Annotated in this window: 20 protein-coding genes; 8 read left to right on the top strand and 12 right to left on the bottom strand. The window is 71.2% G+C overall.

What is annotated here, in order from left to right:
* Positions 1–56 precede the first annotated feature (56 nt).
* From ureG to OG866_RS37620, 3 genes are all read left to right on the top strand, one after another.
* Complete coding sequence (gene ureG, locus OG866_RS37610; RefSeq protein ID WP_329341765.1) at positions 57–734, top strand: urease accessory protein UreG; 678 nt, start codon at positions 57–59, stop codon at positions 732–734.
* The gene (locus OG866_RS37615) at positions 731–1,486 is read left to right on the top strand and encodes an urease accessory protein UreD (RefSeq protein ID WP_329341767.1); all 756 of its coding nucleotides are present in this window, start codon (positions 731–733) and stop codon (positions 1,484–1,486) included. The genes ureG and OG866_RS37615 overlap by 4 nt, the downstream gene beginning before the upstream one ends.
* 115 nt (positions 1,487–1,601) lie before the next feature.
* Complete coding sequence (locus tag OG866_RS37620; RefSeq protein ID WP_329341768.1) at positions 1,602–3,203, top strand: alpha/beta hydrolase; 1,602 nt, start codon at positions 1,602–1,604, stop codon at positions 3,201–3,203.
* Between the two features lie 37 nt (positions 3,204–3,240).
* On the opposite strand, the gene OG866_RS37625 is transcribed toward OG866_RS37620, so the two are convergent.
* The 5 genes from OG866_RS37625 to OG866_RS37645 form a co-directional block, all read right to left on the bottom strand.
* Entirely contained in the window at positions 3,241–4,257 is a 1,017-nt protein-coding gene (locus OG866_RS37625; protein ID WP_329344473.1) for an NAD-dependent epimerase/dehydratase family protein, read from the bottom strand.
* An 83-nt stretch (positions 4,258–4,340) separates the two neighbouring features.
* Positions 4,341–5,066, bottom strand: a complete 726-nt coding sequence (locus tag OG866_RS37630) for a lysophospholipid acyltransferase family protein (RefSeq protein ID WP_329341770.1) — start codon at positions 5,064–5,066, stop codon at positions 4,341–4,343.
* A gap of 281 nt (positions 5,067–5,347) precedes the next feature.
* Positions 5,348–6,571, bottom strand: a complete 1,224-nt coding sequence (gene rocD, locus OG866_RS37635; RefSeq protein WP_329341773.1) for an ornithine--oxo-acid transaminase — start codon at positions 6,569–6,571, stop codon at positions 5,348–5,350.
* Positions 6,568–7,392 carry a dimethylargininase gene (gene ddaH, locus OG866_RS37640; RefSeq protein ID WP_329341775.1) on the bottom strand — a complete coding sequence of 275 codons (825 nt, stop codon included), beginning with the start codon at positions 7,390–7,392 and terminating at the stop codon, positions 6,568–6,570. Before ddaH ends, rocD begins: the two co-directional genes overlap by 4 nt.
* A gap of 154 nt (positions 7,393–7,546) precedes the next feature.
* Positions 7,547–8,044, bottom strand: a complete 498-nt coding sequence (locus OG866_RS37645; protein WP_329341776.1) for an Lrp/AsnC family transcriptional regulator — start codon at positions 8,042–8,044, stop codon at positions 7,547–7,549.
* Positions 8,045–8,122: 78 nt separating this feature from the next.
* Between OG866_RS37645 and OG866_RS37650 the strand changes: the two genes are divergently transcribed.
* The 4 genes from OG866_RS37650 to OG866_RS37665 are packed head-to-tail and all read left to right on the top strand — an operon-like array spanning position 8,123 to position 12,144.
* The gene (locus tag OG866_RS37650) at positions 8,123–8,893 is read left to right on the top strand and encodes a LytR/AlgR family response regulator transcription factor (RefSeq protein WP_329341777.1); all 771 of its coding nucleotides are present in this window, start codon (positions 8,123–8,125) and stop codon (positions 8,891–8,893) included.
* A gap of 1 nt (position 8,894) precedes the next feature.
* Positions 8,895–9,257, top strand: coding sequence for a hypothetical protein (locus OG866_RS37655; protein ID WP_329341779.1), 363 nt, complete (start codon positions 8,895–8,897; stop codon positions 9,255–9,257).
* Positions 9,254–10,966, top strand: coding sequence for a sodium/solute symporter (locus OG866_RS37660; protein ID WP_329341781.1), 1,713 nt, complete (start codon positions 9,254–9,256; stop codon positions 10,964–10,966). The genes OG866_RS37655 and OG866_RS37660 overlap by 4 nt, the downstream gene beginning before the upstream one ends.
* On the top strand, positions 10,963–12,144 hold the full coding sequence (locus OG866_RS37665) for a sensor histidine kinase (RefSeq protein ID WP_329341783.1): 1,182 nt from the start codon (positions 10,963–10,965) through the stop codon (positions 12,142–12,144). Before OG866_RS37660 ends, OG866_RS37665 begins: the two co-directional genes overlap by 4 nt.
* A 13-nt stretch (positions 12,145–12,157) precedes the next feature.
* On the opposite strand, the gene OG866_RS37670 is transcribed toward OG866_RS37665, so the two are convergent.
* The 7 genes from OG866_RS37670 to OG866_RS37700 form a co-directional block, all read right to left on the bottom strand.
* Complete coding sequence (locus OG866_RS37670; protein ID WP_015662072.1) at positions 12,158–12,328, bottom strand: hypothetical protein; 171 nt, start codon at positions 12,326–12,328, stop codon at positions 12,158–12,160.
* Between the two features lie 22 nt (positions 12,329–12,350).
* Positions 12,351–14,216, bottom strand: a complete 1,866-nt coding sequence (locus OG866_RS37675; protein ID WP_329341786.1) for a serine/threonine-protein kinase — start codon at positions 14,214–14,216, stop codon at positions 12,351–12,353.
* Positions 14,217–14,244: 28 nt separating this feature from the next.
* A complete protein-coding gene (locus OG866_RS37680; protein WP_329344475.1) occupies positions 14,245–15,585 on the bottom strand; it encodes a PASTA domain-containing protein in 1,341 nt (446 codons plus the stop codon).
* A 68-nt stretch (positions 15,586–15,653) separates the two neighbouring features.
* Entirely contained in the window at positions 15,654–16,604 is a 951-nt protein-coding gene (locus tag OG866_RS37685; protein WP_329341788.1) for a cytochrome c oxidase assembly protein, read from the bottom strand.
* Positions 16,605–16,718: 114 nt separating this feature from the next.
* A complete protein-coding gene (locus OG866_RS37690) occupies positions 16,719–17,744 on the bottom strand; it encodes a 6-phosphofructokinase (RefSeq protein WP_329341790.1) in 1,026 nt (341 codons plus the stop codon).
* Positions 17,745–17,960: 216 nt separating this feature from the next.
* Positions 17,961–18,689, bottom strand: a complete 729-nt coding sequence (locus OG866_RS37695) for a type 1 glutamine amidotransferase (protein ID WP_329341792.1) — start codon at positions 18,687–18,689, stop codon at positions 17,961–17,963.
* A gap of 17 nt (positions 18,690–18,706) precedes the next feature.
* Positions 18,707–19,945, bottom strand: coding sequence for a MurT ligase domain-containing protein (locus OG866_RS37700; RefSeq protein WP_329341794.1), 1,239 nt, complete (start codon positions 19,943–19,945; stop codon positions 18,707–18,709).
* Positions 19,946–20,050: 105 nt separating this feature from the next.
* On the opposite strand from OG866_RS37700, the gene def reads away from it, so the two are divergent.
* Positions 20,051–20,605, top strand: a complete 555-nt coding sequence (gene def / locus OG866_RS37705) for a peptide deformylase (RefSeq protein ID WP_329341796.1) — start codon at positions 20,051–20,053, stop codon at positions 20,603–20,605.
* The last annotated feature ends 49 nt before the right edge of the window (positions 20,606–20,654 follow it).

A 20,654-nucleotide genomic window follows, 5' to 3' on the forward strand; every position in this document is an offset into this window, starting at 1 on the left:
CGACCAGCCCCCACGCACCCGCACCCGACAACGAGAAACCCCATCAGGAGCCGCACATGCACCTCGACCACGACCACAACGCCCCCTCCGCGATCAGCGCGGACGCGCGCCGCCCCGACGGCTCCCGCAGAGCGCTCCGCATCGGCCTGGGCGGCCCCGTGGGCTCCGGCAAGACCGCCACCGTCGCCGCACTCTGCCGTGCCCTGCGCGACGAGCTGTCCCTCGCCGTCGTCACCAACGACATCTACACCCGCGAGGACGCCGAGTTCCTGCTCCGCGAGGCCGTGCTGCCGCCCGAGCGGATCACCGCCGTGGAGACGGGGGCCTGCCCGCACACCGCGATCCGGGACGACATCTCCGCCAACCTCGAAGCCGTCGAGGATCTGGAGGACGAGACCGGTCCGCTGGACCTAGTGCTCGTCGAGAGCGGCGGCGACAACCTCACCGCGACCTTCTCCAAAGGGCTCGTCGACGCGCAGATCTTCGTGATCGACGTGGCGGGCGGTGACGACATCCCGCGAAAGGGCGGTCCGGGCGTCACGACCGCCGACCTGCTCATCGTCAACAAGACCGACCTCGCTCCCCACGTCGGCTCCGACCTCGCGCGGATGGCGGCCGACGCCAAGGCGCAGCGGGCCGAACTGCCGGTCGTGTTCCAGTCGCTGCGCAGCGAGGCCGGTGTGGCCGACGTCGCCGCGTGGGTGCGGGCGCAGCTCGCCGCGTGGACGGCATGAGCGGCGGGGTACAGGCGACCGCGCGGATCCTCGCCCGCGACGACGGGCGCGGCGGCACCTCGCTCCCCGTGCTGGAGGGCGACGGCCCGCTGGCGCTGCGCCGGACGCGGGGGAGCGGTGCCGAGGCGCGGGTCATGCTCGTCGGCGCGATGAGCGGACCGCTCGGCGGCGACCACTTCACCGTCGAGGCCGGGGCGGAGGCGGGCGCCCGGCTGCGTGTCGGGTCGGCCGCCGCCACCATCGCCCTGCCGGGCCAGACCAAGGCCGAGGCGCGGTACGACGTCCGGCTCACCGTCGCCGACGGCGCCGAACTGCACTGGCTGCCGGAGCAGTTGATCTCCGCGAACGGCAGTGAACTGTACGTCTCGACACGCGTCGACGTCGGTGCGTACGGTCGGCTCGTGCTGCGCGAGGAGCAGGTGCTGGGGCGGGCCGCCGAGGAGCCGGGGCGGCTGAGCAGCCGGCTGGTGCTGCGGGTCGGCGGGCGTACCGTCCTCGACCAGGAGCTCGCGTGCGGGCCCGGGGCGCCGGGCGGGTGGGACGGCCCGGCCGTGCTGGCGGGGCAGCGCGCCGTGGGGCAACTCGTCGTCGTACGACCGGAGTTCGCGGCCGAGCCGGTGGCCGCGCGGCCGATCGGGGACGGCGCCGTGGTCATGCCGCTCGCCGGGCCCGCCGTAGTCGTGAGTGCGGTCGCCTCCGACGCGCTGCGCCTGCGGAAGCTGCTGGACGAGGCCCTGACCTCGCTCGGGTAGCGAACGGGCCTCTCCGTTTATCGGATTGGCAAAGAAGGGTCACCACCCCTGTTCTCAGGGAACCCACAGCCGAGAGGATCCCCGTACTCATCAATCACGTACGGGGAGGTCGCACTTGAAGCACCACAGACCGACAGGGCGGGCCACGGCGTTCGGCTCCGCCGGAGTGCTCGTCACGGCGACCCTGATAGCCGGGGCCGTGGCGGCGCCCAGCGCGAACGCGAGCGCGGGCGCACGGCACGGCCAGGACCGAGAGGCCCGCGGTGCCGCCATCGCCGCGGCCCGGGCCGAGAAGGCCGGCATCGACTGGCAGGACTGTCCCGCCGACTGGGGGCTGGAGAAGCCCATCCAGTGCGGCTGGGTCACCGTGCCGCTCGACTACGCGAAGCCCAACGGCAAGCAGATCAAGATCGCCGTCGACCGCATCGGCAACACCGGGACCCCCGCCGAGCGCCAGGGCGCGCTCGTCTACAACCCCGGTGGTCCTGGCGCCTCGGGCCTGCGCTTCCCGCGCCGTGTCACGACCAAGGCACCGGTGTGGGTCAACACGTCCAAGGCGTACGACTTCGTGGGCTTCGACCCGCGCGGCGTCGGCCACTCCGCGCCCATCTCCTGCATCGACCCGCAGGAGTTCGTGAAGGCACCCAAGATGGACCCGGTGCCCGACTCCGAGGCCGACAAGCTCGCCCAGCGCAAGCTGGCCCGCGAGTACGCCGAGGGCTGCTACGAGCGCAGCGGCGAGATGCTGCCGCACATGACCACGCCGAACAGCGCACGTGACCTGGACGTCATCCGGGCCGCGCTCGGCGAGAAGAAGCTCAACTTCCTCGGCGTCTCCTACGGCACCTACTTCGGCGCCGTCTACGGCACGCTGTTCCCGGGCCACGTCCGCCGCATGGTCGTCGACAGCGTCGTCAACCCGTCGCGGGAGAAGATCTGGTACGAGGCCAACCTCGACCAGGACGTCGCCTTCGAGAAGCGCTGGAACGACTGGCAGGACTGGGTCGCCGCCAACGACGCCGCCTTCCACCTCGGCACCACCCGCGCCGAAGTCCAGGCGAAGTACCTGGAGTTGAGGGCCACCGCGAAGAAGAACCCCATCGGTGGCGTGGTCGGTCCGGCCGAGCTGATCGGCTTCTTCCAGAGCGCTCCGTACTACGACTCCGCGTGGGTCTCCACGGCGACCGTGCTCAGCAAGTACTTCGCCGGTGACACCCAGGCAGTCGTCGACGCGGCCGCGCCCGACATGACCGACATCGCGGGCAACATCGCCTCGGAGAACGGCAACGCCGTCTACACGGCCGTCGAGTGCACCGACGCCAAGTGGCCCACCAGCTGGAAGAAGTGGGACCGGGACAACACCCGGCTCCACACGGACTACCCCTTCCTGACCTGGGCCAACGCCTGGATGAACCTGCCGTGCGCCACCTGGCCGGTCAAGCAGCAGACGCCGGTGGACGTGAAGACCGGCAAGGGGCTGCCCGGTGTGCTGATCGTCCAGTCCGAGCGGGACGCGGCAACGCCGTACGGCGGCGCGGTCGAGCTGCACAAGCGGTTCAAGGGCTCCCGTCTGATCACCGAGAAGGACGCGGGTTCGCACGGTGTGACCGGCCTGGTCAACCCGTGCATCAACGAGCGGGTGGACGCCTACCTGCTCAGCGGCAAGCTGGACGCCGCCGACGTGACGTGCGGTCCGCACGCCACGCCGAAGCCGTAACACCGAAGGGGTGGCCCGCAGTCGGGCCGCCCCTTCGTCATGCCGTCAGCCAGGCGTCCTCCGCCGCGTAGTCGAAGAGGTCGCCGTAGGCCTGGAGCATCTTCGGGTACGCCTCCCGCCAGTCCCGTCCGGCCAGCTCCGCCTCGATCGAGGCGACGGTCTCGGCCAGCCGGTCCGCGTACCGGACCACCGCCCGGTACCCCAACTCCCGCTCGGCGGCGGACATGTCGCACACGACCGGGGTGGGCACGGACCACGGAGTGTCCCCGACGGTGGGCGCGGGCGGCGGCCCGTCGACGAGCACGTCCTCCCGCTCCGCCACCCCCATCACGGCGTCGACGGCCCGCGCGATCTCCGCGACCGTCGGCGCGTCCGGATCGACCGCGTTGAGGACACGGCTGCCCGGCCGGCCGGCGGCCAGCCGGATCAGCTCGGCGATGTTGTGCACACTCGCGGGATGGAACCGGCTCTCCCCGCCGTAGGCGAGGACCCGCCGGGAACGTCCGTCGAGGTTGCGCTTGACGAAGTACAGCTCGCGCGGTGTCCGGCAGTACGCCCCGTGAACGGCCCCGGCCCGCAGCAGCGTCGTCGGCAACTGCGCACCGGCGGCCAGCAGTTCACGTTCGAGGACGACCTTGCGCGTGCTGTACGAGGTCTCGCCGGCCCGGACCGTACGCTGCCGCTCGGTCAGCGGCACGGGGTACTCGGGAAACCCGTCCGGCTCTTGTTGCGTGTCGAAGTTCCGTCCCTTGTCGTCCTCGTACACCGAGACACTCGAGATGACGACGGCGGACCCGATGCGATCGGCGAGGGAGACCAACTGCCGTGCGTGGCCGCCTCCGTAGGCGACCACATCGACGACGACATCGCATCCGTCCCCGACCGCACCGGCGAGCACGGCGTCGTCCTCCCGGTCGCCCCGCACGACCCGCACCCCCCCGGGCCGGCCGTCGTCACGCCCGCCACCCCGCGACAGGGCGGTGACCTCCCACCCGTCCCGCGCCAGCGCACCCACCGCCGCCCGGCCGATCTGCCCGGTCGCCCCGATCACCACAGCACGTCGTGTCATACGGCGACGCTACGACGACCAGGCCGACCCGCGTAGGGATCTCTGCCGAGAGCAGAGCCCCGCAGGGCTCATCCCAGCGGCATGCGCGGGAACCGCCGCTCCTTCTCCGCCTTGGCCTCGGCCTCCTGCGCCTTGGCGACGGCCGCGTACTCGTCGACGTACTCCTGCCCCGAGAGGCTGAGGATGGCGTAGATGATCTCGTCGGTGATGGCGCGCAGGATCGCCTTCTCGTTCTCCATGCCTTCGTAGCGGGAGAAGTCGAGGGGCTCGCCGAAGCGGATGACGACGGGGTGGATGTTGGGAATGACCTTCCCGGGCGGCTGCGCCTCGAAGGTGCCGATCATCGCGCAGGGAATGACGGGCACCCCGGCCCTCAGCGCCATCACCGCGACGCCGACCTTGCCCTTGTAGAGCCGCCCGTCGTGCGACCGCGTGCCCTCCGGGTAGATCCCGAGCAGCTCGTCCTTGGCGAGCACCCCGAGCCCCTCACGGATGGCGGCCTGCCCCGCCTCCTTGCCGGTGCGGTCGACCGGGATCTGCCCGGCGCTGCGGAAGAAGAACGCGGTGAGCCGGCCCTTGAGGCCGGGCCCCGTGAAGTACTCCTTCTTCGCCAGGAAGGTGATGCGCCGCTTGAGGATCGCCGGCATCAGGAAGTGGTCCGAGAAGGACAGATGATTCCCGGCGACGATGGCCGCACCATTCGCCGGCACATGCTCAAGACCCTCGATCCGGGGCCGGAAGACCAGTCTCAACAGCGGTCCCAGCAACACGTACTTGAGCAGGTAATAGAACAAGGGGACGCTCCTCACTCCGGCAATTCGGCTCAACCGCCGCGTTCCAGCAGGTCAACCGGCGTGACGTGGGGGTGCCAGTGTAAGTGCATGCGGGAGCGCGGGGAACGGGGCGCGGGTGGGGAAGGCCGCGGGGCCAGCCTGGTGGGTGCGGGGGTCCGGCAGCAACGTGATCGAGTGCACGATGACGGAAACACGAGCATGAGTGGCGTACGCGAAGGTCTTGTGCAGCACGGGGTGTGGTTCTCCGGCGCCGGAGAACCACACCCCGTGCGGACGGCCGCTCAGTCCCGCGTCAGCACCCTCTCCAACGCCCCCAACGCCCCCGTGAGTTCATCCCCCGTGATGGTCAGCGGCGGTGCCAGACGGATCGTGGAGCCGTGGGTGTCCTTCACCAGTACCCCTTCCCGCAGCAGCCGTTCGCCGATCTCCCGGCCCGTGCCGAAGGACGGGTCGATGTCGACGCCCGCCCACAGGCCGCGGGCCCGGAAGCCGAGGACGCCCCTGCCGACGAGGGCGGTCAGGCCGTCCCGCAGCTGGGCGCCCAACTCCGTGGCACGGTGCTGGAATTCACCCGTCTCCAGGAGCTCCAGCACCGCCGTGCCGACCGCCGCCGCGAGCGGGTTTCCACCGAACGTCGAGCCGTGCTCGCCCGGGCGCAGGACGCTCAGGACGTCACGTCGGGCCACCACCGCCGACACCGGCACGATGCCGCCGCCCAGCGCCTTGCCCAGCAGCAGGACGTCCGGGACGACCGACTCGTGGTCCACGGCGAGCGTGCGGCCCGTGCGGCCGAGGCCCGACTGGATCTCGTCGGCGATGAAGAGGCAGCCCTTGCGGCGGGTCACCTCACGGACGCCGCTCAGATAGCCGTCGTCGGGGATCAGCACGCCGGCCTCGCCCTGGATCGGCTCCAGGAGCACCGCCGCCGTCGTCTCGTCGATCGCCGCCTCCAGGGCCGCGAGGTCGTTGTAGGGCACGATCCGGAAGCCCGGGGTGAAGGGGCCGAAGCCCTGCCGTGCCGTCTCGTCCGTGGAGAACGACACGATCGTCGTCGTACGGCCGTGGAAGTTCTCCGCCGCGACCACGATCGTCGCCCGGTCGGCCGGGACGCCCTTCACCTCGTATGCCCATTTGCGGGCCACCTTGATGCCGGACTCGACCGCCTCGGCGCCCGTGTTCATCGGCAGCACCATGTCCAGGCCCGTCAACTCGGCCAGGCGCTCGGCGAATTCGGCCAGCTTGTCGTTGTGGAAGGCGCGGGAGGTGAGGGTGAGGCGGTCGAGCTGGCGGTGGGCCGCCTCGATCAGCGCCGGGTGGCGGTGGCCGAAGTTGAGGGCCGAGTAGCCGGCCAGCATGTCCAGGTAGCGGCGGCCCTCCACGTCCTCGACCCACGCGCCCTCCGCGTGGGCGACGACCACCGGAAGGGGGTGGTAGTTGTGCGCCAGGACCGGTTCCTCGGCGCGGATCAGGTCGGCGGACGAGCGCGTGGTCACGGGAGCGGTCATGAACGGATCTCCTGAGTGCAGCACTTGATGCCGCCGCCTGCCTTGCGGAACTCGGACAGGTCGACGGGCACGGGGACATAGCCGCGGTCGGCGAGGGCGGAGGCCAGGGACTCGGCCTGGGGCGCGATGAAGACGTTGCGGCCGTCGGACACGGAGTTCAGGCCGAAGGCCAGCGCGTCGTCCAGAGTGGCGAGCACCGCGTTCGGGTAGAGGCGCGCCAGCACCTCCCGGCTGCCCGGCGAGAACGCCTCCGGGTAGTAGGAGACGTTGTTGCCGTCGACGGAGTCGTCCAGGACGAACAGCGCCGTGTCCAGGTGGTAGAAGCGCGGGTCCACCAGCGTCAGGCTGATCACCGGGTGCCCGAAGAACTCCTGCACCTCGCGGTGCGCCTCCCGGGTGGTACGGAAACCGGTGCCGGCCAGCATGTACCGGCCCGTCCAGACCAGGTCGCCCTCGCCCTCGCAGACCGACTCGGGGCGGTGGACGGCGAAGCCCGCCGTCTTGAACCACGTGTCGTAAAACGAGGACTCGGGGCGCCGTTCGGGCGCGTGGAAGAGGGAGCCGAAGACGCGGCCGTCCACGACGACCGCCGAGTTCGCCGCGAAGACCATGTCCGGGAGACCGGGAGCCGGCTCCACGGTGTCGACGGTGTGACCATGGGCCCGGTAGGCGCCCATGAGCGCCTGCCACTGCGTCTGGGCCAGGTCCACGTCGACGCGGACATCGGGTCGCATCCAGGGATTGATCGCGTACTGCACGCCGAAATGTCTGGGTTCACAGACGAGGAATCGCCGTCGGCGCGGCACACGGGAGTCGGACACAGAGGGGTTCCTCCGCTTCCTGCGGTGTCGACTTGGGGTTGACACCAAGGTAGGAAGTGACGGTCACGCCCGACAAGCAATGAGAATTGCGTGTCTGCGCAGGAATGCTGCGTCTTCGGCCACAAAGACGCAGGTTCGCTGCGTGCTCGGATGTTTATTCGGGCGATGGCGCGGGCGCGGGCTGTGTCGCGCCCGCCTCGGGGCTCTCCGGGAGCAGATGGGACAGCACCATCACGCTGATCGTCTTCCGGATGAAGGGCTCCACCCGGATCCGCTCCAGCACCTCCTCGAAGTGCTCCACGTCCCGCGCCCGCACATGCAGCAACGCGTCCGCGCCCCCGGTCACCGTCATCGCCGCCGTGATCTCCGGATGGTTGCGCACCACCTCCGCGAGCCGCCGCGGCGGGGCCGCGCCCTCGCAGTACACCTCGACATACGCCTCCGTACGCCAGCCCAGCGCCGACGGCTCCACCGTGGCCGTGAACCCGGTGATCACCCCGGTCTCCCGCAGCCGGTCCACCCGTCGCTTGACCGCCGTGGACGACAGGCCCACGGCTGTGCCGATCTCGGCGAAGCTCGTCCTGGCATTCGCCATCAGAGCGGTGATGATCTTCCGGTCGAGCTCGTCGAACGGTGCGGGCGCGCTGTGCATGTCGGCACTGTATCCAGCGGGAACGTCCATGCCTCGGCACGTGTGCAGACGTACGGTTTGCTCCTACACTCCGGGTTCATGCTGCGCGCCCTGGCTGTCGACGACGAACGCCCCTCGCTGGAGGAGCTGCTCTACCTCCTCAACGCCGACCCCCGGATCGGCAGCGCGGAGGGCGCCGGCGACGCGACCGAGGCGCTGCGCCGGATCAACCGCGCGCTGGAGTCGGGGCCGCACGGCCCGGAGGCGATCGACGTCGTCTTCCTCGACATCAACATGCCCGGCCTCGACGGCCTCGACCTGGCCCGGCTGCTCACCGGCTTCGCCAAGCCCCCGCTGGTCGTGTTCGTCACCGCCCACGAGGACTTCGCCGTCCAGGCCTTCGACCTCAAGGCCGTCGACTACGTCCTCAAGCCCGTCCGCAAGGAGCGCCTCGCCGAGGCCGTACGCCGCGCCGCCGAACTCGTCCGACGCCCCGCCGAACCCGGCGACGCCGCACCCCGCATCCCCGTGCACGAACCCGACCCCGACCACATACCCGTCGAACTCGGCGGCGTGACCCGCTTCGTCTCCGTCGAGGACATCACCCACGTCGAGGCGCAGGGCGACTACGCCCGGCTGCACACCACCAAGGGCAGCCATCTCGTCCGCATCCCCGTGTCCACCCTGGAGGAGCGCTGGCGCTCCCGCGGCTTCGTCCGCATCCACCGCCGCCATCTGGTCGCCCTGCGCCACATCGGCGAACTCCGCCTGGACGCCGGCACGGTCAGCGTCCTGGTCGGCACCGAGGAACTCCAGGTCAGCCGGCGCCACACCCGCGAACTGCGCGACCTGCTGATGCGGAGGACCTGAGATGCCGCACCAGGACCCCGCCGAGCGCCGCGTCGTCGTCACCGGCCCGCCCCGCCGCACCCGCCGCGCCTTGGGCTACTACCGCCCACGCACCGAGATCGACGAACAGACCACCCTCGGCCACACCTATGTCCGCTCCCTCATGCGCAGCCAACTCCGCGCCGGACTCACCGTGTTCGCCGTCCTCTGCCTCCTCATCGGCCCGCTCCCGCTGCTGTTCGCCGCGATGCCCGACGCCCGCCGGGTGGAATGGGCGGTCCTCGGCTTCGGCGTCTACGCCCCGCTGGTACTGCTCGCACGGTGGTACGTGCGGCGGGCGGAACGCAATGAGCGCGACTTCGTACGCCTCGTAGAAGACCGATGAACTCCGGCTACGCCGTCCCCGCCGTCGCGCTCGTCGTCGTCGCCACCGTCCTCGTCGGCGCCTTCGGCCTGCGCATATCCCGTACGACATCCGACTTCTACGTCGCCTCCCGCACCGTCGGACCCCGCCTCAACGCCGCCGCCATCAGCGGCGAGTACCTCTCCGCCGCCTCCTTCCTCGGGATCGCCGGACTCGTCCTCGTCCAAGGCCCCGACATGCTCTGGTACCCGGTCGGCTACACCGCCGGATACCTCGTCCTCCTGCTCTTCGTGGCCGCCCCGCTGCGCCGCTCCGGGGCGTACACGCTCCCGGACTTCGCCGAGGCCCGGCTCGCCTCCCAGGCGGTACGACGGCTCGCCGGGGCGTTCGTCGTCGGGGTCGGCTGGCTGTATCTGCTGCCCCAACTCCAGGGCGCCGGGCTCACGTTGCAGGTCCTGACCGGGGCGCCGGACTCGCTCGGCGGCGTCATCGTCGCCGTCGTGGTCGTCGCGACCGTCGCCGCCGGCGGCATGCGCAGCATCACCTTCGTGCAGGCCTTCCAGTACTGGCTCAAGCTCACCGCCCTCCTCGTCCCCGCCCTCTTCCTGATCCTCGCCTGGCAGGGCGACGGCGCCCCCAGCCACGCCTTCGAGGAACCGGCCACCTTCCGCGAGCAGCGCGTCGTCCGCGTCGACGACGGCCTCGACCTGAAGCTCGACCGCCCGCTCACGGTCACGGTCGACGGCACGGTGGACGGCCGCACCCACGAGGACACCCGGCTGCGCCTGCGGGCCGGCACCCATCACATCGACGCCGGCACCTGGCTCACCTTCGCCGCGGGCGACCCCGTCCCCGAGGCCGACCGGCGCAGTGACGCCGGTCTGTCGCCCTCGCAGGCCGAGAGCAGAGGCGAACGCCCCCTGTACGCCACGTACGGACTGATCCTCGCGACCTTCCTCGGCACGATGGGCCTGCCGCACGTCGTCGTCCGCTTCTACACCAGCCCGCACGGCGTCGCCGCCCGCCGCACCACGGTCGCGGTCCTCGGTCTGATCGGCGCCTTCTATCTGCTGCCGCCAATCTACGGCGCCCTCGGCCGCCTCTACGCCCCCGAACTCACCCTCACCGCGGACGCGGACGCCGCCGTCCTGCTGCTGCCCGACCGGGTGATCGGCGGCCTCGGCGGCGACCTGCTCGGCGCGCTGGTCGCCGGGGGCGCCTTCGCCGCGTTCCTCTCCACCGCCTCCGGGCTGACCATGGCCGTGGCGGGCGTGCTCACCCAGGACGTGCTCCCGACGCGCGGCGTACGGCACTTCAGGCTGGGCACGGTCATCGCCATGGCCGTACCGCTCGCGGCGAGCGCCCTGGTCGGCGGGCTGCCGGTCGCCGACGCGGTGGGCCTCGCCTTCGCCGTCTCCGCCTCCTCCTTCTGCCCGCTCCTCGTTCTCGGTATCTGGTGGCGCCGGCTCACCCCGCCGGGCGCCGCCGCCGGAATGCTGGTGGGCGGCGGCTCCGCGCTGGTGGCGGTGGCGGCGACCATGGCCGGTTTCCCCGGGTCCGGCGCGCTGCACGCCCTGCTCGCCTGGCCGGCCCTCTGGTCGGTGCCGCTGGGGTTCCTCACCATGGTGCTGGTGTCCCTGGCGACCCCGGGACGGGTCCCGGCCGGGACGGCGGCGATCCTGGCGCGGTTCCATCTGCCGGAAGAGCTGCGGACAGAGGTGAAGGCGTGAGCGGATTCCTCGCCGGGCTGTGCGTGGCGATCCTGCCCCTGCTGGCCGCGGGCTTCTGGCTCGGCCGCCGTACCGCACGCCCCGAGAGCCGCGGCGGACTCGGCACCCCCGTCGAGCACGCCACCTTCGAGACCCTGCACACCGCGTCCCTCGCCGCACCCCCGCTCCGCGCCGGCCTGACGGAGGAGACGGCCCGCAAGTCGGCGCGCAGACTACGGACGTTGCTCGGCACGGACGCCCTGTGCCTCGCCGACCAGAAGCAGGTCCTCGTCTGGGACGGCGTCGGCGGCCATCACCGCGACGAGATCATGAAACGCCTCGCCGGGCCCCTGGAGACCGGCCGCGGCGAGGCCTTCCCGCTGACCTGCGACGCCCTCGACTGCACGGTGAGCTGGGCCGTGGTCGCCCCGCTCACCGTCGACGACCGGGTACACGGCGCCCTGGTGGCCTGCGCGCCCCGCGAGTCCGCCGTGCTCGTGCGGGCCGCCGGAGAGGTCGCCCGCTGGGTCTCCGTCCAGCTGGAACTCGCCGACCTCGACCAGTCCCGCACCCGGCTCATCGAGGCCGAGATCAAGGCCCTGCGCGCCCAGATCTCCCCGCACTTCATCTTCAACTCGCTCGCGGTGATCGCGTCGTTCGTCCGCACCGACCCCGAGCGCGCCCGCGAACTGCTCCTGGAGTTCGCCGACTTCACCCGCTACAGCTTCCGCAGGCACGGCGACTTCACCACCCTCGCCGACGAACTCCACGCCATCGACCACTACTTGGCGCTCGTGCGGGCCCGCTTCGGCGACCGTCTCTCCGTCACCCTGCAAATCGCCCCCGAGGTGCTGCCGGTCACCCTGCCCTTCCTCTGTCTCCAGCCGCTCGTCGAGAACGCCGTCAAGCACGGCCTGGAAGGCAAGCCCGACACCTGCCACATCCAGATCACGGCACAGGACACGGGCGCCGAAGCCCTCGTCGTCATCGAGGACGACGGCGCGGGCATGGACCCCACCGTGCTGCGCCGCATCCTCGCCGGGGAGGTCAGCCCGTCGGGCGGCATCGGCCTTTCCAACGTCGACGACCGGCTGCGCCAGGTGTACGGCGACGACTACGGCCTCGTCATCGAGACCGCCGTGGGCGCCGGCATGCGGATCACCGCCCGGCTGCCGAAGTACCAGCCGGGCGTCCACTAGAACAACGGCGGCCTCATGTGCTCCGCGTGACGACCATCCCGAGGGTGATCAGTCCCAGCACGACCCAGCCGAACCACAGCCAGCCGTTGCTGCCGAGCGCCACCGTGTAGGCGGTCACCACGACGAGTCCGCCGACGGTGAGCACCCCCATCGTCCTGGTCGAGCCGTCCGTGGAACCGGGCATCGCAACACCCTCCTCGGGATCCTCAGGATGCGTCCCCCTCCATGGTGCCCCCGTTCTGCTTCCTGACGGTGCAGACGACGAAATGAGTTCCGGTCTTCCACGGGCCCTCGCTCGTCCAGGACCCCGCCCGGTACACCGACGGATCGAAGCCGTAGTCACCCGGCGCCACGTCCCGCCCGCAGGCCAGGTCCGCCGCCTCGGCGCGCGCCTCGTCCAGCGTGACGTCCTCGGCCAATCGGGTGAACCCGAGCACCTCCTCGTCGTGCGGCCCCGCGCAGGACACCAGCCGCGCGTCCCGGTTGGACCGCACATCCAGACAGTCCCGCTTCTGCATGGAGGAGACATCGAGGAACTTCGTCCCCGGCTCGCGATGCCCGCCGAGCGGCCCGTACACCGGCCCGTGCGCGCCCACCACCAGACAGGCCGTGCGCCGTCCGGCGGTGGCGAAGCCCGCCGCGGTCGGTACGAGGGCCAGGGCGCGCACATCGGCGAGCTTCCCGCGGATCTCCTGGGTCCGCTCCTCACAGCGCGCCGGCCCCTGCTCCCGCGCCTCGGCCGCTGACGCGGCGGGGACGAAGGCCATCACCTGGCCGTCCGGCGGAGCACCGCACGCCGCGTCCAGGGCCACCCGGGGCGTGCCCTTGAAGGGCGCCTCGCCCGGCCAGTCCACGGTCACACAGTCGCCGTCCCGCAGCGCCCTGCCGAGCCCCACGTCCGCCCCGTACGGCGCGGCGCTCCCGCTGCTGCCACCCCCGCCCTCCCCGGGCGGCTGCTGCGCCACGGCGTACCAGACCCCGCCCCCGGCGAGGGCCAGGCCCAGCAGCCCGGCGAGGGCGGAGTGCAGGGCCCGCGGACGCGTACGGCGCCGACTCCCGCCGCCGTCGGTGACCAGCGGCCCGAACCCCTGCGGCACCGGCCGCGGCGGCGGCGTCGCCGGACCCACCGGACCCACCGGACCCGGCTGAGCCCACGGCGGCTGCGAGCCCAGGTCGGTCCGGGTCCGCGCGAACGGGTCCGCCTGCGAGGTGACGATCTGCGACAGCGCCGCCTCCGCCTGCGCGGCGGAGATCCGCAGCCCCGGGTCCTTGACCAGCATCGACTCCAGTACGGGGGCCAGGGCGCCGGCGCGTACCGGGGGTCGTGGCTCCTCCGTCACCACCGCGCTGATCTCCGCGAAGTGCGACTCGCGTGCGAAGGGCCCGCAGCCCTCCACCGCGTGGTAGAGCGTGCACCCCAGCGAGAACAGGTCGGCGGCTGGAGTGGGCGCCCCGCCGGTGGCCCGCTCCGGCGCCAGATAGCCCGCCGTACCGACCAGCACGGACGTCAGCGTGTACCGCGTCTCCCCGGCGTCCGGCTGCACGGAGATGCCGTAGTCGGTGAGCAGGACGCGGCCGTACGGCGCCCCGCCGCGGTCCGGCGCGAGCAGGATATTCGCGGGCTTCACGTCTCGGTGCATGACCCCGCGCTCATGCCCGGCGGTCAGCGCGTCGAGGACGGCGAGGCCGATCCGCGCGCACTCGGCGGGCGCCAGCGGGCCGCGCCGGGCGACCAGCTCGCGCAGGTCGACGGCGCCGGGCACGTACTCCATGACGATCCAGGGCAGCCCGTCGTGCTCCAGCACGTCGTGCACGGTCACCACATGCGGATGACCGCGCAGCCCGGCCGCGTACCGGGCCTCAGCGCGGGCCCGGGCGACCCGGGCCTCCCGCTCGTGACCGGCCTCGGACGGGTCACGGAAGACGATCTCCTTGAGCGCGACCTCGCAGGCGAGTCTCTGGTCATGGGCGAGCCACACATGGCCCATACCGCCGCTGCCCAGCTGGTGCAGCAGCAGATAGCGGCCGGCGATGACCCGGCCCACTCCCGATGTCGATGGTCCTGAAGGCATCCGGTGACTCCCGGGTTCTGCGGAGGCGCTACGTGGCGACGCTCGCGGTGGGCTCCTCGGGCGCGGACTCACTGCTGGGCGGCGGTGCGCCGGTGGTCTCCGGCGGCGGCGCGACCGTCGTCACCGGTGGCGGCGCGCTGGTCGTCGTCAGCGGGGGTGAGCTCGTCACGGCAGGCGGCGCGCTCGTCACCGAGGTCGACGGTGAGGTCGGGGGCGACGGCGAGGCCGACGTGGACGGGCCGGACGGAGTGCCCGGCGACGGGGTGCTGGAGGGCGGCGGCTTCGACGTACCGCCGCTGGACCCCGGCGGCGAGGTGCCCGGCGGTGAGGTGCCCGGCGTCGACGGTCCGGATGTCGAGGGCGTCGAAGGCGGGGGCTCCGAGGGCGGGGGAGAGGTGGGACCGCCCCCGGGCGACGATCCCTCCGCCACGCTCACCGTCACGTACTGCCCGAACCGCAGCGTGGTCCCGGCCGGCGGATCGGTCGCCGTGACCCGTGCGCTGTCGGCCGGCGCCGACCTGGTGTCGTACCCGGTCGCGAGCCCCTTGTCGGCCAGCGCCTGCCGGGCCTGCCCGAAGGTCTTCCCCGCCAGCCGGGGCACGGCTTCCGTGGTGCGGGTGTCGAAGGTGTCGTCCTTCGCGCCCGTCGTGCCGACCGGCCGGTTGATCCCGCGATCGGGGTCCGCCACGTCGACCAGGGCGATCTTCTCCAGCGGACGGGACGCGGGCCGCACGGCCACGACCGAGGAACGGTCGTACCCCTGCCACTCCTTGTTCCCGTTCTCGAACTCGACCGAGATACGGCTCGTGTCACCCGCGAAGGGACGCAGTGGATTTCCACAGCTGCACTTCGCGGCGGGCTGCCCCTGCCGATCGACGAGAATCGCGATTCCGGCCTGAAGAAGCGAGTCGTAGGGAACGGCCTTTCCCTTTTTGTAGTCGTGATTCTTCACGAGAGTGTCGTGACGCAACAGAACAGGAGTGAGCCGATCCAGGTATTCCGGTATCTCAGCGGTGGTGATTCCCAGCGCACGCGCCCAGGCCCGCGCCTTCTGGTCATTCCTGGGATCGGTGAGGAATGCCTTGAGTCTGTCGACGTCACAGACGGCCGGCTGCTTCGACCCGCCGTACAGGCCCGGAGTGTCGCCCTGCTGAAGACTGCCTCGCACGGGCTGCGACGCGACATCCTGGGCGTCCTTGCCGAGCCCGCTCCGCTCGTCGAAGAACGGCGCGAGCGAGGGCACACCGGCCGCGACCGCTTTCACCGCCAGTAAGGGCGTGTCTCTGTCGCAGGCACTCACCGCGAGAACGAAAACCAGCAGACACGCAATCTTTGCCGCGAGCCTTTGCATAAATGCGCGAACTGTCATGACCGCTCCCCCCGGCGGTTCCCCCAACGCGCTTCATGCTACTGAACGACCCAGTTCCAAAACGCCTTTCAGCGCCCACGTGTGTTCAATGAGGTCAAATAGGCGTTGTATGCCTCGAGTTCCTTGTCGCCGTCCCGGTCGGCGGCCCGGTCCTTACGCCTGGCCTGCCGCTGCTCCGAGCCGTACCACTGGAACAGCAGCGCCAGCAGCACCAGCACGGACGGGATCTCACTGAACGCCCAGGCGATACCGCCCGCGGCGTTCTGGTCGGAGAGCGCGTCGATACCGAGCGAGGCGGGCGGGTTCTTGAACGTCTCGACCATCGGGGTGGACGCCATCATCAACGCGATACCGAAGAACGCGTGGAACGGCATGCCCGCGAACAGCTCCAGCATCCGCATCAGATAGCCGGGACGCTGCGGGCCCGGGTCGACGCCGATGATCGGCCAGAAGAACACGACACCCACGGCGAGGAAGTGCACCATCATCGCGAGGTGACCGGTCCTGGACCCCATCAGGAAGTCGAAGATCGGCGTGAAGTAGAGCGCGTACAGGCTCGCGATGAACAGCGGGATGGTGAACGCCGGATGCGTGATGATCCGCATGTACCGGCTGTGCAGCAGCGCCAGCAGCAGCTCGCGCGGCCCCTTCCGCCCCCTGCCGGCGGCGGGCAGCACCCGCAGGGCCAGCGTCACCGGAGCGCCGAGCAGGATCAGGATCGGCGACAGCATGCTGATGACCATGTGCTGCACCATGTGCACGCTGAACATCACCATGCCGTAGTCGTTCAGCCTGGTGCACATCATGAGCATGATCGTGAGCACACCGATGACGAACGAGACGGTCCGCCCGGCCGACCAGGCGTCCCCCCGCCGTCGCAGCCGCACGACGCCGTACGCGTACAGCCCGAGCCCCAGCAGACAGGTGACGAGAAAGAACGGATCGGCCGACCAGTGCAGCCCCCGCCCCAGCGTGAACGGCGGCAGATCCATGGTCATGCCGTGCCCGCTGTGATCCATTACGCCGGCTCCTGATTCGTGGGGGTTGTGCAAGTCTGTCCGCACACAGACTAGAACTGCCCCCGGCCGCAGCTGCGGCCGGGGGCAGAATCTTCAGGTTTCGAACGTTTGGTCCTAGAGGACGCACTCGGCTTCCTCGTAACGCTCGGCCGGGACCGTCTTGAGCGTCTCCACCGCCTCGGCCAACGGCACCATCACGATGTCCGTCCCGCGAAGGGCCGTCATGTGACCGAACTCCCCCCGGTGCACGGCCTCCACCGCATGCCACCCGAACCGGGTCGCGAGAACACGGTCGTACGCGGTGGGCGTACCGCCGCGCTGCACATGCCCCAGGATCACCGGCCGCGCTTCCTTCCCCAGCCGCTGCTCCAGCTCGATGGAGAGCTGCCGCGCGATCCCGGCGAAGCGCTCGTGCCCGTAGACGTCCTTGCCGCCCTCGTCGAACGCCATGGTCCCGGCGGCCGGCTTCGCGCCCTCCGCGGCGACGACGATCGCGAACCGCTTGCCCGCCTGGAACCGCTCGCCGACCCGCCGCGCCAACTCCTCGATGTCGAAGGGGCGTTCCGGTACGACGATGGCGTGCGCGCCGGCCGCCATGCCGGAGTGCAGCGCGATCCAGCCGGTGTGCCGCCCCATGACCTCGACGACGAGCACGCGCTGATGCGACTCGGCGGTGGTCTTGAGCCGGTCCAGGGCCTCCGTGGCCACACCCACGGCCGTGTCGAAGCCGAAGGTGACATCCGTGACCGCGATGTCGTTGTCGATGGTCTTCGGGACGCCGACGATCGGCAGACCGGCGTCGGACATCAGCCGGGCCGCCTTCAGCGTGCCCTCGCCACCGATCGGGATGATCGCGTCGAGGCCGAGCTCGGCGACATGGCCCTTGGCCCGCTCCACACCGTCACGCAGATGGGAGGGCTGGACCCGGGAGGAGCCGAGGATGGTGCCGCCGCGGGCGAGGATGCCGCCCACCGCGTCGAGGTCGAGCTTGAGGTAGTCGCACTCCAGGAGGCCCTTCCAGCCGTCCCGGAAACCGATGACCTCGTCGCCGTGGTCGGCGACGGCACGGTGCACGACGGACCGGATGACGGCGTTCAGGCCGGGGCAGTCGCCGCCGGACGTGAGGACACCTATGCGCATAGCCCGAAACAACCTTCTCAACGTGGGCCGGGGACCGGACCACGCTGTCCGGCTCGATCCCCGCCACCCTAGCGGCAGGAGGGGGCGGGGCCGTACCGTGCGTCCGCCTGCTGGACGACCCCGCTCAGGTGTGCGGACACATCGTCAGACGGGCTGGTAAAACGCGGCTGGAGCGCGGATGAACCCCCAGCTCACACGGGTTGCCGCGGCGCTGTCCTAGGCCGGCTGCTGCGCCGCCGCGATGCGCTCGTTGCGCAGCGCCTCGTACCAGCGGTCGTCGGTCGGCGGCAGCGCGTTCACATCGAGCGCCAGCTTCAGCAGCAGGTCGGCGATCAGCGGGTTTCGCGCCAGGACGGGACCGTGCATGTACGTACCGAAGACCGTGTCGTTGTACGCGCCCTCCGTGCCGTCGCCCGTGCCGTTGCCGTTGCCCAGGCGGACGTTGGCGAACGGGCGGGCGGTGGGGCCGAGGTGGGTGACGCCCTGGTGGTTCTCGAAGCCGGTCAGCGGGGGCAGCCCGAGGCGCTGGTCGATGTCGGCGAGGACGTCACCGACGCACCGCGCACCCTCACCGCGTACGGACACGACATCGAGCAGCCCGAGACCCGGCTCACGCTGGCCGAGGTCGTTGATGAACTCGTGCCCGAGGATCTGGTACCCGGCACACACCGAGAACACGATCGCGCCGTTCTCCACCGCCCGGTGCAGTCCGCCGTCCCGGCGCAGCCGCTCGGCCGCGAGCCGCTGCGGACGGTCTTCACCGCCGCCGATGAGGTAGATGTCCCCGGAGGTCGGGATCGGCTGGTCGCTGCGCACGTCGAGCCGGGCCACGTCGAGGCCCCGCTGCCGCGCCCGGCGCTCCACGACCAGGACGTTGCCCTGGTCGCCGTAGGTGCTGAGCAGGTCGGGATAGATCCAGACGACCCGCAGCTGGTTGTCGCTCACAAAAGTCCCCTGAAGTGTCAGTTGCCGACGCGGCGGCGCAGGTCCTGGAAGGCGGTGTAGTTCGCGATGACCTCGATACGGCCCGGCGGGCACAGCTGCACGGCCTGGTCGAGGTTCTCGCAGACCTGGAAGTGCTGGTTGGCGACCTCCAGGCGTACCGCCAGGTCGAGCTTGCGGTCGCCGACGACGCAGATCGGGTGGCCGGTCAGCCGCGTGTAGTCGACGTCCCACAGCCACGAGGTGTCGGTGCCGTCGGCGCCGCGCGCGTTCACGGAGAGGATCACCGGGGTGGGTGGCGGATCGATGAGGCTGAACGTTTCGAGCCAGCCGGCCGGGTTCTTCGCGAGCAGCAGCCGCAGGTCGCGCTGCTGGAACTGCACGACGTCGTAGCGCCCGGCCACGGCCTGCACCTGGTACATGCGCTCCAGCGCGACCTGCGGCGGTACGCCGAACACGGCGGCGACAGCGGCCGAGGAGGCGGCGTTGGCCTTGTTGGCGCGGCCGGGGAGCTGTAGATGAATGGGCCAGGCGGAACCGTGCGGGTCGAGGACGTGGTCCCCGGACAGCGCCCAGCTCGGCGTCGGCCGCCGGAACCCGCACTCCCCGCAGAACCAGTCGTCGCCGGGCCGCTGCATCACGCCGCCGCAGGACGGGCAGGACCAGGCGTCGTCCTTCCACATCTGCCCGGCGGCGACCCAGACGACGTTGGGAGAGGAGGAGGCGGCCCACACGACCAGCGGGTCGTCGGCGTTGGCGATGATGACGGCCTTGCTGCCCGCGAGCCCCTCACGCCAGTTCTCGGCGAGCATCCGGGTCTCGGCGGCCCGGTCGAGCTGGTCGCGGGAGAGGTTGAGCAGCGCGATGCACTTGGGGTCGGTGTCCCGGGCGACGCCGGCGAGGTACTTCTCGTCGACCTCGATCACGCCGTAGCGCGCCTCCGAGCTGCCGGCCAGCGCCGAGGTGATGCCGGCGGGCATGTTGGCGCCGAGCGCGTTGGAGACGACGGGACCGGCGGCACGCAGCGCCTCCGCGATGAGCCGCGTGGTCGTGGTCTTGCCGTTGGTGGCCGACACCAGAACCACGTCCAGGTTCTGGGCGAGCCGGGCGAGGAGGTCGGGGTCGAGCTTGAGTGCCACCCGGCCGCCGATCACCGAACCGCTGCCGCGCCCTGCGGCGCGCGATGCCGCTGCGACCGCCTTACCGGCGGTCACGGCGATCTTGGCCCGCGGCGTGAGCGGGTCCGAGTTGCCTGCCATCAGTTCTCGATCCTCCTTGCGTACGCGCCGCGCCTGACGGCAACGTGGTGGTGGTCAGCCTATCGAGATCCATTCGCAGTCCCGAATCGCCGTACCCTTGCGGCCATGCGAAACAGCTCCATTCCGGGCACCCGCGGCCGTGTCCGGCCCCTCACGCTGCTCGGTGACCCCGTCCTGCACACCCCGTGCGAGGACGTCACGGACTTCGGCCCGGAACTGGCGACGCTCGTGGAGGACTTGTTCGCGACGATGTACGCGGCCCAGGGAGTGGGCCTCGCGGCCAGCCAGATCGGCGAGCCGCTGCGGGTGTTCGTCTACGACTGCCCCGACGACGAGGACGTCCGGCACCTCGGCCACGTGGTCAACCCGCGCCTGGTGGAGGCCGACGGCGTGGTGATCCGCGGCCCCGAGGGCTGCCTGTCCCTGCCGGGTCTGGAGGCGGGCACGGAACGCTTCGACCACGCGGTGGTCGAGGGCTTCACGATGACGGGCGAGCCGGTGACGGTGCACGGCACGGGTTGGTTCGCGAGGTGCTTGCAGCACGAGTGCGACCACGTGGACGGCAAGGTCTACGCGGACCGCCTGACGGGCTGGCGCCACAGCAAGTTGAGGCGACAAGTGAGCCGCACTTCTTGGGGCCGGGCGGCGCGGCGTCCCTAGGGGCGCGGGGAACTGCGCGACCAGCCCCCACCGCGCAGCACACGACATA

The sequence above is a fragment of the Streptomyces sp. NBC_00663 genome (assembly GCF_036226885.1).
Taxonomy (GTDB): domain Bacteria; phylum Actinomycetota; class Actinomycetes; order Streptomycetales; family Streptomycetaceae; genus Streptomyces.